Origin of the sequence: Faecalicatena contorta, assembly GCF_021531895.1 — a bacterium.
In the GTDB taxonomy this organism is placed as follows: Bacteria; Bacillota; Clostridia; order Lachnospirales; family Lachnospiraceae; genus JAFBIX01.
Genome location: NZ_JAFBIX010000037.1, coordinates 1 through 17,432 on the forward strand (window position 1 = coordinate 1; position 17,432 = coordinate 17,432).

At 39.3% G+C, this 17,432-nt stretch carries 15 protein-coding genes; 2 read left to right on the forward strand and 13 right to left on the reverse strand.

The features are described from left to right. Together JQM81_RS12330 and JQM81_RS12335 are read right to left on the reverse strand one after the other, a co-directional pair. The coding region (locus JQM81_RS12330; protein WP_235234026.1) for an Rpn family recombination-promoting nuclease/putative transposase at positions 1–738 on the reverse strand (738 nt) is incomplete at its 3' end. A 261-nt stretch (positions 739–999) separates the two neighbouring features. Beyond that, positions 1,000–2,124: a hypothetical protein gene (locus JQM81_RS12335; protein ID WP_235234045.1), complete on the reverse strand. Its 1,125-nt coding sequence runs from the start codon at positions 2,122–2,124 to the stop codon at positions 1,000–1,002. Positions 2,125–2,351: 227 nt separating this feature from the next. On the opposite strand from JQM81_RS12335, the gene JQM81_RS12340 reads away from it, so the two are divergent. After that, positions 2,352–3,974, forward strand: a complete 1,623-nt coding sequence (locus JQM81_RS12340; protein WP_235234027.1) for a peptidoglycan DD-metalloendopeptidase family protein — start codon at positions 2,352–2,354, stop codon at positions 3,972–3,974. Positions 3,975–4,063: 89 nt separating this feature from the next. On the opposite strand, the gene JQM81_RS12345 is transcribed toward JQM81_RS12340, so the two are convergent. The 9 genes from JQM81_RS12345 to JQM81_RS12385 all read right to left on the reverse strand — a co-directional run bounded on the left by JQM81_RS12345 (position 4,064) and on the right by JQM81_RS12385 (position 15,804). Next, positions 4,064–4,543 (reverse strand): hypothetical protein, encoded by a 480-nt coding sequence (locus JQM81_RS12345; RefSeq protein ID WP_235234029.1) that lies wholly within the window; start codon positions 4,541–4,543, stop codon positions 4,064–4,066. A 61-nt stretch (positions 4,544–4,604) separates the two neighbouring features. Next, complete coding sequence (locus JQM81_RS12350; protein ID WP_235234030.1) at positions 4,605–5,042, reverse strand: hypothetical protein; 438 nt, start codon at positions 5,040–5,042, stop codon at positions 4,605–4,607. Positions 5,043–5,110: 68 nt separating this feature from the next. Further along, positions 5,111–5,746, reverse strand: coding sequence for a sortase (locus JQM81_RS12355; protein ID WP_235234032.1), 636 nt, complete (start codon positions 5,744–5,746; stop codon positions 5,111–5,113). A 1-nt stretch (position 5,747) separates the two neighbouring features. Beyond that, on the reverse strand, positions 5,748–6,701 hold the full coding sequence (locus JQM81_RS12360; protein WP_235234033.1) for a Cna B-type domain-containing protein: 954 nt from the start codon (positions 6,699–6,701) through the stop codon (positions 5,748–5,750). A 25-nt stretch (positions 6,702–6,726) separates the two neighbouring features. Further along, positions 6,727–7,545: a class C sortase gene (locus JQM81_RS12365; RefSeq protein ID WP_268826643.1), complete on the reverse strand. Its 819-nt coding sequence runs from the start codon at positions 7,543–7,545 to the stop codon at positions 6,727–6,729. Positions 7,546–7,655: 110 nt separating this feature from the next. Continuing rightward, complete coding sequence (locus tag JQM81_RS12370; protein ID WP_235234035.1) at positions 7,656–9,134, reverse strand: isopeptide-forming domain-containing fimbrial protein; 1,479 nt, start codon at positions 9,132–9,134, stop codon at positions 7,656–7,658. A gap of 94 nt (positions 9,135–9,228) precedes the next feature. Beyond that, entirely contained in the window at positions 9,229–14,508 is a 5,280-nt protein-coding gene (locus JQM81_RS12375) for a SpaA isopeptide-forming pilin-related protein (protein WP_235234037.1), read from the reverse strand. A 25-nt stretch (positions 14,509–14,533) separates the two neighbouring features. Then, positions 14,534–15,115 carry a signal peptidase I gene (gene lepB / locus JQM81_RS12380; RefSeq protein WP_235234039.1) on the reverse strand — a complete coding sequence of 194 codons (582 nt, stop codon included), beginning with the start codon at positions 15,113–15,115 and terminating at the stop codon, positions 14,534–14,536. A gap of 17 nt (positions 15,116–15,132) precedes the next feature. Further along, on the reverse strand, positions 15,133–15,804 hold the full coding sequence (locus JQM81_RS12385; protein WP_235234041.1) for a hypothetical protein: 672 nt from the start codon (positions 15,802–15,804) through the stop codon (positions 15,133–15,135). A 219-nt stretch (positions 15,805–16,023) separates the two neighbouring features. On the opposite strand from JQM81_RS12385, the gene JQM81_RS12390 reads away from it, so the two are divergent. Continuing rightward, entirely contained in the window at positions 16,024–16,437 is a 414-nt protein-coding gene (locus JQM81_RS12390) for a hypothetical protein (protein WP_235234042.1), read from the forward strand. Positions 16,438–16,566: 129 nt separating this feature from the next. On the opposite strand, the gene JQM81_RS12395 is transcribed toward JQM81_RS12390, so the two are convergent. Both JQM81_RS12395 and JQM81_RS12400 read right to left on the reverse strand, forming a co-directional pair. Next, complete coding sequence (locus JQM81_RS12395; protein ID WP_235234043.1) at positions 16,567–17,118, reverse strand: hypothetical protein; 552 nt, start codon at positions 17,116–17,118, stop codon at positions 16,567–16,569. Between the two features lie 20 nt (positions 17,119–17,138). Beyond that, positions 17,139–17,408 carry a hypothetical protein gene (locus JQM81_RS12400; protein WP_235234044.1) on the reverse strand — a complete coding sequence of 90 codons (270 nt, stop codon included), beginning with the start codon at positions 17,406–17,408 and terminating at the stop codon, positions 17,139–17,141. Positions 17,409–17,432 lie beyond the last annotated feature (24 nt).

The window sequence follows — 17,432 nt, forward strand, 5'->3', positions numbered from 1 at the left end:
TAACATCTTTTCGGAATGCAGGAATTCTCGCATCACCTGGTAGGTTTCTTCGTCTACATTCCGAAAGTATGATTCTCTTTTATTCATATAGTCTAGCAGTTCTTTTTTATTCCCTCTACATTTTAGCATACCCAATATTTCTTGTAAATCGCTCTGGAAGCGTTCCAGATGTTCTAGATTTCCAGCGTCTACAAGGTTTATTCGATAATTAGGCACGTATTCTCTCAGCAGCTCTTGATTTCCTTCTCCCCATTGGAGCATGCCGTGTAGGTCTGTACTCCCATCCCATTGCTCTGTGTCGTAATAGAAGACAAGTGTGATAACCGGCACCAGGCGGTCATCCTTCTTCCACTTGGACAAGAATTCTGGGGCTGTCATCTTCTGTTTTTCTTCCTTTTCCCGTTCTTTCCACAGTTGCTGGATCTGCCCGGCATAGGACAAGCTGTCGTAGAGCATGTTGCGCACGGTCATGGCGTAATGTACTTTTTCCTGATTCTCACATGCCAGTAATACCAGTAGCGCTCCCTTTTTCCATCGCATTACAATATCCCGATATCTGTGTATTTCCTGTACTTTTTGTTCATTATCTTCCAGCAGGATATCCGTTTCTCCTTCTGCCGGCTCCAATTCCTCCGGCAATACCACCTGCTTTCCCTGAAATACGATTCCGTTATAGAGATCTGAAAATCGTACCGGATTACTCATCCATTCTCTGACTGCTGCATTTCCTTTTCCCATGCATGTACCTCCTGATATCCATTTTTCTCATCAAAACTGAATGCTTCGGCGAATTGCCTCTGACCTTCGAGACCGTCTTTGAAACGGCGATACAGACGCTGAATTAGTCCGAACGGACTCGTCTGTGATTTTGATGTGCTGCAAGTATATCATAAGCTGCTTTCCCTTTGCAACAGGATTTTATCGTACATTAAAACGGACTACATTAAAACGGACGCCTGTAAGGTCCCTGCCTTCAGACGTCCCTGAACATTCATTTTATCATTTAGGCAAATGATTTTCGAGCAGTTTCAGTCTTTCAATAAATCTTTCATATATCTCTTCTCTGCCTGCAAACCATTCTTTCTTCACTTCAGCCACCTGATTTAGTCCCACTTTTTCTACTGCTGCTAATGCCGCTTCCTTTTGCGTACATCTTTTCGAATCTGTCGTCAGACAGTTTGCCCCTTCCATCCTGTCATACGCCGAAAAAGCTTTGTTAAAATCCATCAGATCATAAAGTCTCTCCGGCTGATTATCGCTATTGCGAACAAGAAGTCCCCAGTTTCCCCAATGACGATCCGTATTCCCTACCAGGTAATCTAAAATATTCATCATATAATAAGAATAACTGTCAAGCTCCAGTATATAGTCCAGAGCATTCATATTCAGATTTAGAGCAAACACCTCAAAAGCTTCTCTGGAGACAAGACTATATTTAAGAGAAGTCATGATTTTACTGCATGAAACCAAAGTCCCATCAAATAACTCTTCTGAGTAAACCACCTGATTACATTGAAAACATTGACAGATCTTACTGGCAAGAATCTCGTTCTCAACAGCAAGACTTCCGCCATCCTTCAGAAGCCAGAAAGTATTGTTTTTTCTCAGCCATGCTTTTGGAAACGAACCATTTGTTGAAAGATCGTCAGCAATCAAATGGCTGTTTTCTATCGTCATCTGTCTGCCGCGCAATGCCACATCCACGAAAGCATTAGATAAATGATTTTCAAACAAATTTATTTCACGAAATGTAATCTTTTCTTCTTCTCGTTTTACCCAATAGATATCCGTAAGACTAAGGCAATGATAAGATAACGCAACCTGTGCACGCTCCTTATCTGTAGAAGCCTGGGTGGCACCGATACTGTTTAGCAATTCCTTCGCATATTCACGGTCAAGTGTCAGTACACGAGAAGCACACCAAAAATAAAAATTGGCAAGATTATTAATAAACGTATCCAGCTCTTCACCACCATCTTCCAGATACAGATTATATGGCATAAAATCCTGATCAAAAACAGTACAACGCCCCTGAGTATCTATCGAAGCGACTTTGCGCTCCCCATGCATAATCTGGTATTTTACGTAAGTATTATATGAATTATCTTGCGTTGAATTGTTCATCATCATTAAACGACGTCTTAACATCATAGTCATAACTCCACTTTCTTCACACGAATTTCACTGCTAAACTTATTGTAAAAGAATTTCATTTCATTTTCCATAGATATTTATTTTTTCTATCGTCAACACTTTTCATATGAACCTTTACATTTTTTCTTCCTTTTAAACACTCTTTTTACGTGGTATAATGATATCAGCATTATTTTACAGATTGGAGGCATCATTCGTTGAAGCATCATCGATTCTTACTTTCTCTGGCAAAAGTCGGAGTTATTACTATTATTACCATTGGTTTGGTATGCACAACGATTCAAAAAGCATCTGCATTAACCGAGGAGACCGAAGTCGAATCTGTGACATCAGAAAATTCTGAAGCGCAAAATGCAGAGAACTCTGGGGCAGCTGAAGTAAAGCCTTCAGATTCTGAGAATGCTTCGGATTCTGGGAATATTATTGATTCCGGCGAAGTCTCTGATCCTGAGGAGGGTACGGACTCTGACGATGCAAATGTTCCTGAGGATATTACAGATTCCGACGAGACTTCTGACCCTGGGGATAGTACGGACTCTGACGAGACTTCTGACCCTGAGGATGGTACGGATACCAGCGAGTCTTCTGAGGCCGAGGATAGTAAGGATTCCAACGAGGTCTCGAATTCTGAGGATGTTTCTGATTCCAACGAGGTCTCGGGTTCTGAGGATGTTTCTGATTCTAATGATGGTACGGATTCCAGTGAATCTTCTAAGACCGAGGATAAAAATAACGGTTCGGATTCCCATCAAACATCAGATGCAAAACCGAATCTGTCCACACAATCTGAGAAAACAACTTCTCCGAAAGCCACAATCCGGGACGAAAGTTCCGATGCTCTTTACATAAAACGAAGCTATAATCCATCCGAGACTTTTGTCGAGCTGAATAAGCGGATTAAATATAATGCCGCACTTCCTCTTGACAATATTCCGTCTTTTATCACTCAGGAGATGATTATCGCTGCATTAAAATGTCAGGACGAGACCGGATATCCAGCTTCCGTAACGATTGCTCAGATCATTCAGGAATCTGGCTTTGGTAAATACGGACCAGGGGGAGAAGACCATCAGGGGCTTTCTTATCTGGCTTACCAGTATTGCAACCTGTTTGGGGTTAAAGGTACCGGAACTGCCGGAAGTGTGAGCATGCGAACCGGGGAGCAGACTTCTTCCGGAAAATATTACACTACTACAGCCGATTTCCGTGTTTATAACACCTACACAGAATGTATCGAAGACCGCACGAAACTGATCAAACGAGCTTACAGTGACTTAATTTCCGGAGTAACAGATGCCAATACTTTTGCCGCTCGGATTGGTTCACGCTGGGCAACAAGTCTTCAATATTCTCAACATCTGATCCAGCAGATGGAGCGCTATGATTTGTATCGTCTGGATCGCATGACACTTCTGGATTTCAGTGAAATGATCGGACAATTTTCTGATCCGTGTCCGGGTTCTTACCTGACAAGCTCTTTTGGCTATCGTGATTTTGATCACAAGTTCCATAAAGGCATTGACCTTGGCACTAACGGCGAGATTCTCCCCGTGTATGCTGCGGAATCCGGAACAGTTATCAAGGCAGAATATGATAATCTTGCCGGTAACTGGATTCTGATTGACCACGGAAATGGACTTACCACAAAATATATGCATTTCAGTCATACATTTGTCAAGGAAGGGCAGGAAGTCACCAAAGGGCAGCAGATTGGTCTTACCGGTACCACCGGAAGATCCACTGGGATTCATTTACATTTTCAGGTAGAAGAAAATGGAGTTGCCGTAAATCCGACAACTTATCTTTCTACAGAAGAGTAACTGACACTGTCATCTATACATCAAACAATCAATATCAAAAACAGGCTGAGAATCTGGTATTACACCAAATTCTCAGCCTATTTATTCATCTATATCTCATCCTCTGACAGTTCTGGAATCTGTTCAGCTTCTATCTCCGCACCAAGTTTTTCAAACAAGTCTTCATCCACAATATCCTTCTGCAAATTTGTCACATTATCCAGAATCTGTGTAAACTCGGCAGATAATGTGCGTAAGGAGTTAGAATATTGCTGAAGAATATTTGCGCAATATTCTTTATAGACTTCTTTCATTTTCTCTTTTTCCTCAATAACATTTTTCTGCTCTGCTGCGAGGTTTCCGAGTTTTTTATTTAATTCCATATTCAGCATATCTGATGCTTGAAGGCGTTTTTCATACCCTTCTATCAATTCTTTCTCTTTTTCCTGCTGTTCCTCTGTAAATTTTCGAAACAGATCCACGATAACACCAATCTTCTTGTAGACATCTTCTTTGTCATATCCGCCAAAAAAAGCTTTCTTAATCTTCATGTCATTAATATACTCATTAATTTCCTGCAATCTATCCATGTAAATACACCTGCTTTCTCAAGTTATTCTCTATTCGTAAAAAAATCAAATCTCCAATTTCTTATTTTGCTTCTTCACTCTCGCCAGCAACTCCCAGAAGCTCACGTAATCCTTTATGCTCATTGTAGAAATTTTCCAGACGTTCAGATATCTCAACCCATCGCTTTTCAACATTTTCCCGGGCTTCCTGTTCCATCTCTTCGCAACGCTCTTTCGTCTTTCGCTCCATCTCTTCGCAAATCTGCTCTTGCTGTCCGCTTAATGATTGGATATTTTCCAGATACTGCTGTGCTGCTGCCTGCGCCGCTTCAAATACTCCATTAAGCAGAACCGATGCCTCTGCAATGGATCCTGCCTTATCCAGACATATTTGTCTATCGTCCAATTTCTTCTTAAGCTCACTTACCTCAGCACGAAGTTCTTCAACCTCTTTGCTCTGTGAAATCAGCATTTCCAGCAATTCTTCTCTCTTTAATCTACGAAGTTCTTTATCTGTCATAGACCTGTTCCTGCCTTTCATTATCAATAAGTTTATTATATATTAGCGTCAAAGCAATTACAATGTTTTTACAATCCCTTGAATATAACACTGTGATCATTTTCCAGTTTCCTACATCTGATTGTAACACGGCTTTTTCCTCCGTAAGTACATGTAAATAATGTCATATCCCATTCTCCTGCATGCATATCTTCCACTGCCGTTCCCGGAATTGTTTCAATATCATCAACCTGATATTGAAATATATGCCCATCTACATCTCTAAAAGATATCTCTTCGCCGATTGCCAGATTTTTAAGTCCGCCAAAATGTCTGCTATAGTTATGACCTGCTATGATCATATCATTACTATAGGCTGAACCTTTATATCTGCATGGGGAACGTCTCAGATTCGGATAGCTCCAATTTCCGGCCACAGGAAGCTCCAGTCCAAGAGAAGGAACTGTCAATATTCCAATATAATCTACTCCGTCAATTGTCAAGACAGGCATCTCCATATCCGGATATATTTCATAGAGTGGTTTTTCATCTGCATCGTCAGAACTTACGTTTTCATCCTGCCCGTCTTTTATCTGATTAAGAATCTCTTCCGACATATTTTCTGCCTTTTTTGACTCCCATATATTATAAACCATGAGTAAAAAGGCCGCTGCAATCAGCAACAGCCCTATCGTCATTAGTAATTTTCCTGCCTTACGCTTCATTTTACTTATCCTCTTTTTTATCTTTTTTGCTGAAAATCCATCCCACCAAATATAGTACTATTCCGACCAGGGCAAGAAACGGTACCGGCCACCAGAGCTGCCCAGTCTGCGGAAGCTTTGAGCCAGATGTATTTGTACTCTTTACTGTTGACTTATCAGCCGTATTCGTAATGATCCACTTTTGTCCATCCTGATGAACTGCCGCTGTATAGCCCTTTGGAACATCCTTCTCTTTGACCGTCCATTCATATCTGGCAGAAAGCTCCTTCCATTCATACTGCCAGTTATTATCTTTATTCAGCTTTACCGATTCGCCATACGGTTTACCATCTTTCAAAAGCTGCACAGTAATCTCTTTTGGCCGTGAATCTTCCACTCCTGCGTCTTTCCAGATTTTAACTACCGTAATATCATTTTTTTCATATTTATCTACAGATGATTCTTTCACTGTGATCTCCGGAGTATTATACCACACCCCTTCTTCAGTCCGGTTCGGAATCGTTACAAGCGACGGACTCGAAATGTAAATATATTCTTCATCTTCTGTTCTCTCGCCTGTAACCAGATACAGACCTTTTTGTAGTCCTGTCCAAAGAATCTGACCGTTCTTGTCTGTCATATCCTGATGTACAGGCAAAATATCTTTGTCACTATTTACACATTCAGACAGTTCTTTAGCTAATACTCTCCACCCCTCACTATCCAGGTTTTCAAAATCTGCAGCGTCTTTCGGAACCCAATCCGCTATATTATCGAATTTACCCGTCTCAGAAAAATCTGCCACCTTATATAACGAAAATATTTTTCCTTCTGATTTTGAATGGAGCGTCAGACTTCCTGTCTCTGTTTTATCTCCATTAAAGTCTGCTTGAACCCTCAGTGGAAAAATCATGATACATATAAGCAGAGTGATAATTATCTGGAATTTTTGAAATAGTCTTTTTTTACTTCCCACTCTTTACCTCCTCCTTCTTTCTCTTTCAACGTTTTCGATAGTGTATCAATAGCCATACTAACAGCAGCAGTAAAATCGGGACTGCTACTACAGGTGCAACTAATAAAGGTTCAATCTGCATCGCATCAGCAGTAACTTTCACCGAATCACCAGTATAAGTTGTCCTGTGTCCTCTTACCAGAAGTCGGTGGCTGTTTACCCCATAAGGAGTACAGGTTACCAGAGTACAATAATCCTTTCCTTCCTCAATCTCCAATGCCGACATCTCATCTGGCTCTACAATTAAAATTTTATCCACTTCATAAGCAAGCGTCTCATCCAACACTTGCAAAAAAAAGATATCTCCTTCTACCAATTGGTCTAAATCAGTAAATAACCTCGCTGACGGCAGTCCCCGATGTCCGGATACTACACAATGTGTACTCTCCCCTCCTACCGGAAGAGAAGACCCTTCCAGATGCCCAATAGCAATCTGAAGCACGGCTTCATCAATTCCGTGGTAAATTGGCAGCTGTGTCTTAATCTTAGGGATCTCAATATACCCCATGATTCCGGTTCCACCTACATTTAAGAGAGTTTCATATTCCTCTTTGTCTTCCTCTGATAATGTCCAACGGTCTGTTTTCTCCAAAAGCCTATTATTATATTCCTCCGCTTCCTGACGGATTCTGGCATAATCCTCTTTCGTCAAATCTGAAACTGCTTCCACATAGCTTGCAATTGCTCTTGACTGATGAAAAGAATTCCAGTAATCGCTAAGCGTAGGATACAGCAGTAAGGAGATGCCTACAAACAGAATAAAAACTAATATAATCGTTGACTTATTCTTTTTTATCCATCCCATAGAACTCTCCTTACTGTTGTATCAGACTGCGGCGCAGGCACACAAATGTGCCCCGCCACCAATTCTTTATTATGACAAGAATCTCTGTTACAACATGTCATTTATATCTTTTATTTCTCACAGCTCATGCGTTTTTTCGAAATTAACATAATTGCTGCGCCAAGCACTAAGATAGCTCCAAGTACATAGAAAATAGTTGTACCCATTCCGCCAGTAGATGGAAGTTCAGAACCTTTATTATTTACTACATCTGCGTTTAAGGAACCCTCCGTTTCAACAACTGTAAAATCAATCTCGCCGGAAATCTTTTCACCATTCAAAGTTTCTAAAACAGGTTCATCTCCATCTGTGTGAGTAGCCACAATCTTAAACACAATATCTTTAATAGTGTTATAACCTGACGGTGTCGTGGACTCAACCAGTTTATATTCACCATCATCCAGACCAGTAAATTCAAACTTTGTAGTTGTATCATTAGCTTCGAACTTTTTAACAACTACCCATTCATCACTACTATTCTTCTTATATAAAGTGAATGCTGCTCCTGCCAAAGCATTTCCATCTTTGTCAATCTTATTAATAATTGTCTTATATGTAAATACAATAACTTTATCTGGAGGCGTTGTGCCTGTATTACCTTCTCCTCCTGTATTTGGATTATTCGAATACTCAAGATAAACCTCATTTGGATTGCCCTTTGCACCAATTACAGCATTACCGTTTAATGTAGCTGTATATTCAACTGTAATAGTAGAACCGTTAGTAGCACCAAGGCTTTTCACATCATTAATAGTAATTGTCAAAGCAGTGGAACCATCTCCGTTCTTAGTTGTAGTAATTGTATAACCAGAATTAATCGTTGTTCCATTTACTTTTACAACAACTGTAGCATCTCCATCATATGTCAATCCTGCTGAAAGAGTATCATGGAACACTAATTTATAGGTATTATAGCTGGATAGATTACTTGGCAGCGTCGCTGTAAGTTGAAATGGAACATGATCGTTAATATCATGATCAGCTGAATCCTGCCATGCATTGTCATCAATCGCTCCGTCTACTGAATCATTAATATCTTTCACCTTTTTTTCTACTGTTGGAGTACCTGTTGCCTTAGGATCAACTTCAACATTTTTTACAACCTCCAAGATATACTTTGTATAAGAATCATTTCCGCTTAAAGACTGATCTTTATCTTTTACAAGATAATATCCCGGATCAAGTCCAGAAATCACATATTTTCCACTCGCTACAGTGTTCGTGGATCCTGATGGTTCCGTCAGATAAGGTGCAACCTCCTCTGCAAATTCCGCTGCATCTTCAGCCATTGCTATAGTCTCTGCTTTTTGTGCTGCATCTCCAAGATTCCCTTGTCCTTCTTCTGACACACTAGAGCCCCATTTAATATTTGACAAAATACTGCCACTCAGATTACCGGTAAAGATCTGATATGCCTCGTAGGTATGTCCTTCTGCAGAATTATTAATTGTAATGGAATATGTTTCATCTTCTGCCATTGCAGTAATTGCTACGGACATCATCATCACCATTGCAAGCAATAATCCAAGAATTTTTTTTGCTTTTTTCATGTCTCTCTTTCCTTTCATTTTATATTTTGCTTTTAAGCAATATTATTTCTATCCAAATTCAATGCGGGCACAATCATTTGCCGCAAAAGGAGACTTAACCTTCTGACCTCCTTCCTTTTTTGCGCCTCATACTGAATCCATACAAAAGGCCGGCTGCAATAATAAGCAAACCTCCCATTGTAAACGGAAGAGTACCACCTCCACCTGTATCGGGGAGTGATGTGTAATGCACTTTGTTAGTTACGGTTACAGTAACAGGGGATTCTCCATCATTCGAAATCGTTATTTCAGGACCATTTGTATAAAGAACATCAAAAGTCTTTTTATCTACCGTAGCTAACATATTATTTTTTATCGGCTGATCCGTATCATCCAACTCATATATGTAATAAGTCTTTCCCAACTCCAGATTTGTGAATTTTGCCTTTCCATCTTCAGGCGTCACACTATTGTTCTCATACGTGATCGCCACTGTCTGAAGTGGGCTTCCACTCGCAGCCTCATTATCGTATATTCCAAAACGATAAGTACCATTTATTTTATTCACTGATCCATCATTCGCATCTTCAAACTTCTTTTCTACATAGGCTTCACCTTTATGATTCGCGATTTCGCAAGTATAAGTACTACTGCCGTAATGGATATCCACACCATCAGGATAATCCGGATATCTGCCATCTTCATCCGCTTTGGCCACTATGAAGTATCTCGGTGTACTATCCAGAACATAACCGTTCGGTGCTACAGTTTCAGTAATTTGATAAACGGTGTTGTATTGCATTAATGGCTCTTTTCCGAATTTAAGTTTACCAGAATCATCTGTAGTGTCTGTCCAGATACGGGAGTCATCTGTCGATGGGGTAAATATACCATTTTCCATCGTTCCTTCTTGCATCGTAAATGTCGCCCCAGCCAAAACACTGGTTAGGTCATTCTGATCATATTTTACAATCTCAACAAATGGTGTCCCAGTACCTCCTGCGGTACCGCCTACAGAATAAGAGTAGTCCTTAATTTCCACGCTACTTCCGCCAGTTGTCGCATAACCTTCCCAGTAAGCATCATTTTTAATTGCTACTGTTGTATTTGGTGCCGCTTGCACTTTTGCCTTATAACTGATGGTCAATGGCTGATTATCCGGCACAGTGATTTTCAATATTTGTCCTTCTTGCGATGCAGTAAACTCTACTGTTTCCTGCGTCTTCGTATTAACTACTGCAATAGAAGTCGGATCCAATTTCAGAGTATCAGATAAAGTATCTACAACTGTAAGTGTATCTGTTCCTTCCAACAAATCTTCACCTAAAGGATTCACTTTAATGGTAAATGGAATAATACTTTCACCCTCTGTTGCCTCTTTTTCCATAGTTGAAGTAGATATCGCCACACCGTTCACATCTGAATCCAGTTCATTTCCGCCTTCCGTATACAAAATTGCCTTGTTATTAAAATCTTTGCTCTCGCCGCCAAGTAACACCTCCGGATCAGTTACCCTACAGACCACTTGAAAATCAACAGAATAAATATCCTCTTCCCCACCGGCGATCAGATAGGCGACCTCCCAACACACCTGATTACCATTAGTATAATAATAACTATCTAATGCATTTTCACCATCAAGTGCTTTATGCATAGTATGCTCAGTCCATTCAGGCCCAAGATCTGTAATCTGTATCATCTGTGCTCCAGGAGTTCCTCGCGCTTCAGAGCCACGCCATTTAATACGAGCATAGGCAATCTCCATGCCATCCGGTATCTGATCCACAATGCGATAACGTCCAGAGAGATCTCCGCCAAAATTGACTTTGACGGCCCATGAAACATAATACCCCGGCTCAGGCAGACATTCTTTGAAAACTGTTCCCCCATGGTCGCTGGTCTTCGTAACAATATTTTTTCCATCATAAGTGAAAGTTGTACCCAGCTCCTTCAGAATATTTGAACCACCATAAAGAATCTTACTTGCATTCCCCCGATCCTGCCAATCAGTACCATTGTCACTACTCTTTAAATAATTATTATAAGTCCAACTACCACGATTATTTGGAATAAATGCCGGCGCAAGTTTAACTATAATATACATAGAAGTCGTTTCTCCCAATGTAACTGTCTGGTTCATCTGAATTGTCAATTCACTGAAAGCATCTTCCCCGTTCAGATTTCTTGAATTAGACAATGTCGCTGTATAATAAGAATTATCAAGCGCTGTCAGAGTTCCTATTTTCAATGCTTCCGCCACATCACTGCAATCAGTAAGATCTGTACCATCCGGGAATGAACCAGTAAAAATGCCAACTAATGAATCGCTTCGAAAAAGCATAGCACTTTGATTGGTCGTATAATCCTGTAGATAGGTTCCGGCCTTAAAATCTGTTCCGTCCACTTTAATAGCCCAATATAAAGCACCGTTTGACCAACTTCCCTCCGAAGTTTTTGCCCCTTCATAATACCAGGCAGACTTATGTGCCTCAAAACTGTTGCCACCTTCTACTGTAACTTCAGCCGATGCTTCAATGCCTGTAAGAATGAATATAACATTATCCCCTATAATAATATCACCACTCAGTTGAAAGGTATTCGCTACAACGACCTGACTGACTCCTTCTATCTGTACAGGTTTCGCATAATAAGTCAGACGGTAGGCATATGTATTATTCGATATTCCTAACTGTTGTAGCGTAAAATTAAATGTCTGAGTTCCATCTACCTTAACCCAAATCGTTTCTTTCACTGCATCATTATCATCCGGATCGTAAGCTTCCACTTTGACATAGCCAACAAACTGCATATATTGATTACCCAATGTATCTTTCATAGAAGCTGATGTCACATCCCAGTCCCCCAGTTCATTAACCGTAACCGTGTAACAATAACTTCCGGCTGGTGCAGCAAAGCTATCTGGTGGAGAACTTTCTTTCACAGGAGTATCTCCGGTAGCGTCATAAACATTACCACTAATCGCTATATTTTCATCCGTTTCTAAAGGATCACCCACCAGCTTTTTTGCCCAATGGTCATACTGAATTGTCTTTGTATTATTATAAGCCTGCAGCCATTCATTTTTTCCATTTTTAGCATTATCCGAATATACTAATGCACGGTTTTTTACGCTTAACTTCTCCCCGCCGGACTTTCCGATTGCTTCCAATCCAACTCGAACCTGATACTGGATACAACATACAGAACTTGGTTCCATATCCCCAACATAGGCGACAAAACCTTTTTTATCAGAATTCAATGCCGGATTATTGGGGATTTCTTCACTCTTCTCAAACTGAAGTTCTTCTCCTGTAGCTGTTTTATTACTGAAAAGTTTAAAAGAGTCATCTACATAGCTGATATACTGAAGACTATCTGCAAATGTGGCATTGGCAGTATTATTCAGGCTGTCTTCAATCCGAACATTTTCCAAAACAAATTTATTCGTAGATGCAGCCTCTATCCAAACTGTATAAGTAATAGTATAACTTCCATCTTCCTCATTCCGAATGGCTTCAGAAGCACTTTTCTTCATATTAAGAGTCGCTTTCGGTTCAAAATTAGCTGTATCCGTATCCCTTGGATTATCTTTTGAATAAACGTCCGCTTCATTAGAAATAACTTTATTCGTACTGTTTTGAATATAGGTATAGCCTTTCTCTAATTTTACTTGATAAGTCAACGTCCGCACTTCGTTAGCCGCCATATCTCCAATTACCCATACCAACGAACCCGGTTCTTCTATAGAAGTAGTGTCTTTATAAATTGAACCATGAGCCATACCATCAGCAATGGTTTCACTGGGACTTCCGGAACTGTCAAGTGCTGTTTCCGTAGTACTCAAACCAACATAAGAAACATAGTTTCCATTTGCCGAAAAAGTATCCACCACTTTTACATCCGGGCAGCCATCAATACCAGCAGTTACAGTTAGCGTATACTCCAGATAGTCTCCGTCCTCAGTTTTGATGATTTCCGGTTCTACAGACTTGACCACATCTACATTTCCATATTTAGAAATAATCTCTGATTCAAAATTAGCTTCAATTGTTACATCGCCAACTATAATTTCTGTTTTTCCTTCTTCGCCAACCTCCGAAAGATTAATCTGGCTTTCCACATAAAATGTTCCATCCAGAGTCGTATTTCCACCATTTTGCAACTCACGAAGCCAGGTTTCATCAAACGTTATAGTCAAAATATTATTCTCAACCGTAATCGTTCCGACTGTTTTACCACCACTTGTCACTTCACCATTTGCTACAGGATCTCTTAAAATTGAAGGAAGCGTATAAGTCAGTTTGCCACCATTACTCAGAAGAGTCTCCAGTGGAACATTCTTATAAGTAACATCCAACCTAAGATCTGCATCACCTGGGATAGTAGCGTCTTTTATTGTGAGCCAGTCGGATGTACCTTTTTCTCGATACTTTAACTCAGCGTCTGTGATATAAGGCGACACATTTATTGCTTCTGTAACTTCTTCAGTATTATCCAATACGTCATCAACCTCATCTTCCGAAAGCACATCCATTCCATGTGCTTCTGCCGTCAATAAATCACTCTCTTCTGACTCTTCTTCCTCAGAAGTATCCTGTGCTGTATCCTTCTCTACATCATCTTTCGCTTTATCAGTATCTTCCTCTGTATCTGATCTTTCCGGATAACACTCTTCTGTGTGCTGATGCTCCAAAACCTCTGTTTTTCCACAGACTAATTTTCCCTCCTCCATACATTTATCAGTATGAGTATGAAGGAGTACTTCCTCTTTCTCACAAACTAAAGTTTTTTCTGTTACATAGCAATCCTCAGTATGGGTATGCCCGGCACTTTCTTCTTTCTCACAACTCAGCACCTTATCCCATTGGTAACAATCATCTGTGTGTTCGTGCTCCGCTCTTTCACATATTAAATTACCCTCTTCATCATAGCAGTCTTCACTGTGAGTGTGCTCTTCCTGTGTGCAGATCAAATCTGCTTTCTTGCTGATATAGCAGTCATCCTCATGAACATGACCTTCTGACTCCTCCTGTCCGCAGACAAGTTTTTTCTCCTCCTGGTAGCAGGAAGCTTGATGTTCATGTTCTTCCACCTCTGGAAGATCACAGAGCAATTTTCCAGACTGATCATAACAGTTCTCGTCATGTGTATGCACTACAAAATCTGCATAACCACAGATAAGATTTTGTTCGCTATCGTAACATTCTTTTGAATGTTGATGTATCTCCAGACCGCAATTCGTAGTCTTTTCCATCGTAATTGCCGGCAAGATCAACATATAAGTAGTAATAAAAATCACAACTGCTGCCATACAAGTAACAACTTTATACCATAATTTTTTTCTTTTATTTTTCTTTATGTATTTTTCAGCCTGCTTTCGCACTCTTTCAAACAAAACACTTCCTCCTTTCCATTTATTCTCAAATTTTCGTAAATCTCATTAATGGCCAGACTCTAAAAACAATTGTACCAACAATCTGTTCTTCGGAAACACATCCGACCATATTATTTCTTGAATCAACAGATACATTTCTATGGTCACCCATTACAAAATAACGCTCATCTGGAACTTGGTATGGTAATTCAATATTACAGTCCCCTAATGCCTTTTCGTTCAAATAAGGCTCGTCCAGCATCTCATTATTAACGAATACATTCCCTTCTTCATCAATATCTACCCAATCACCCGGACCGGCAATTACCCTTTTTACAAGAATTTTATTATTAAAATAAAAGGCAATAATATCTCCCGTTTTCATATCAGATGACTTAACTGATACAACTATATCTCCCTCTTCCAGAGTCGGCGTCATAGATGTTCCATATATTTGCAGCACAGGAGTCCACAGTGTTGCAACCAAAACAGCAATCGCCGCAACAACTACCAGTGTATAAATCGTACTGCGAAGCACACCAGCATAGCGATGCCTATACCTTTCACGCTTTAATTCCGCTTCCAATTGTTCAATTTCCGGTATCTGCAATTCTCGTTTATGTTTCATTTTATCCCCATTCAATCTCATCGAGCATCTGGAATCTTCCCGTACCCTATAATCCTTATATCCGTCAAATCATAAATCACATAGTTCACACTATCATCCGTATCCCCTTCAACGGTCTTTATCTTCGCACAAGAAACATCCGTAGCAGGTATCACTTCAGCAACTATTCCAACATGATCAGCAATTTTTCGGCTTGCTGGATCATTCATATCCAAAAAAATCAGATCACCAGATGTTGGTGTGTATTTACTGGCATCACGATAAATCCCATCTTTTCTCTTCCGGAGCTTTTGGACCCACTGATTGCACTCTGTCTCAAGAGGAAAACTTTTTACCTTTGCATAACTTAAACAAAATGATACAAATACAGCACTCCAGTCTTCATCATTGCTCTCAGTATATCCCACCTGACTCTCAGCAATCGCCAGCACATCCTCTGACCAGTCACCTGTCAGATCCACGTGCTCTGCCTCATTTTTCCATTCCTCTCTGAACTCTTTTTCCACATCAGAATTCTTTCTTGACATTACATACCAATCATTCGAATATAAATAAGCACATACACATAAAACGCCAAGTACGGCAAGCACAATCAAAACCTTTATTATCTTATCCCGACGAGCACGCTTTTGCTGCCATAATAGATATTCAGCAGCATACGATAAAATATCGTCGTTACGATTGTCCATATGCATATCCTCCGCGAGTCCATTTGCCTTTCTTAAATATCTTTATTTTATTTCAATCATCTATTCCTAAGTACATATAATTTTAATCTATGTTCCGCATAATATCAATGTTTTTAGTAATAATTCTTATTTTTTTCTTTTCATAGATTTAACATTTTCCTGAACAGAATTTAACGTCTTTCATATATAATCTTATTACTATAAAAAGGAGTTTTCTGTATGAAAGAAAATACAATAGACAAAAAGAAATTACTTATAACGTTGGTACTGATCGTATTGGCACTCCTCTCTTTCAAACTGCTATATAATCAGTATCTTCTTAATAAAGCCACACCCCTCCCCTATGATTCTCGTTCAGTAAACTGGGATAATTCATCCGAAGAGGCCACCGGTGAAACAAACTACATTATAATCCCAAACTTTGATACCGTATCACTGGAAGCGGGAAGTGACCAGGCAAAAATTACTCTGGCTAACCCCTCCGACAATACATGCAACTTCCAGTTTCAACTAATACTGGGAGATGACAGCGAAACCATTTACCTTTCTAAAATGGTCGCTCCCGGCTCGATTGTAATTGCTTCCATGATTTGTTTGATTTTCATAGGATTTCTCTGCCTACTAATTAATTGAATTTTGCCTGATTTGGCATTGATTTGTTACAGATTATTAGAACCCTGGGCTGTGAATTCACTTCACATGCCCAGAGTATTAATTGAAAATATTGTCATGCATATATCAAGTAATTTAAATTCGTTAGCATTAGGCATTAAGTTTCGGATAAATATCTTCCATAAATTCATCATAAATCGCAAACAATTCATCAATGCATTTCTTATATTGTTTTACCATTGCAATAATTTCATCAGATTTCTTTGCAACATCTTTGGAACTTCTTAGCTTTGCAAACTCTTTAGGCATCCGTATTAATTGTTTCCGATAAGTTTCATATTTAGGCCATACTTGAACTATTTGACTATAAGAGAAGTTTCTCAATTGTGTACTTAAGTGTTCTCTCAATATAATTCCTAAAATATCAGCACAATCAAAAAACGCACGAAAGATATGCCCAAGTGCTTTACTTAAATTGCTTTTTACGTATTCCTGATCTTCTTTATTCAGATCTTCTAAAGAAACGCTACACATACGAGAATATGCTCGAACAATATGTTCAAGAGAATCTCTTTGCTCCTTAATTGGTTGAATAAAAGAACTAAAATCGCTTTCTAATTCTTCTGATAAAATATACAATTCTTTTGTCGTATTATGAATAAAACTATAATCGTTCCAAAAATTTTTTATATAATCATCCATGAATACACCTGCAAATAATCTTATGGAAAATATATCGTTTTTTCTAATTCATATAATTCATCTACGGACTTTATTCGTCCCTGCCCCAATCGAACAGAACCACGTATCTTACTACTATATTTCTTTGAAACTGAACGAATTTTATCTATGTCATTAGTAAAAGGTGGCAAGGAAACATCTTCTATTGGTTGCGGCTCTTTTAAAACAATTTTCTTAAGATGATATAATGAAAAAACAATACCGCCTCCCAAAATAAATAACGGTAACATTATTATTATAAGCTGAATCATATAGTCCCCACCTCCCTTTTAATT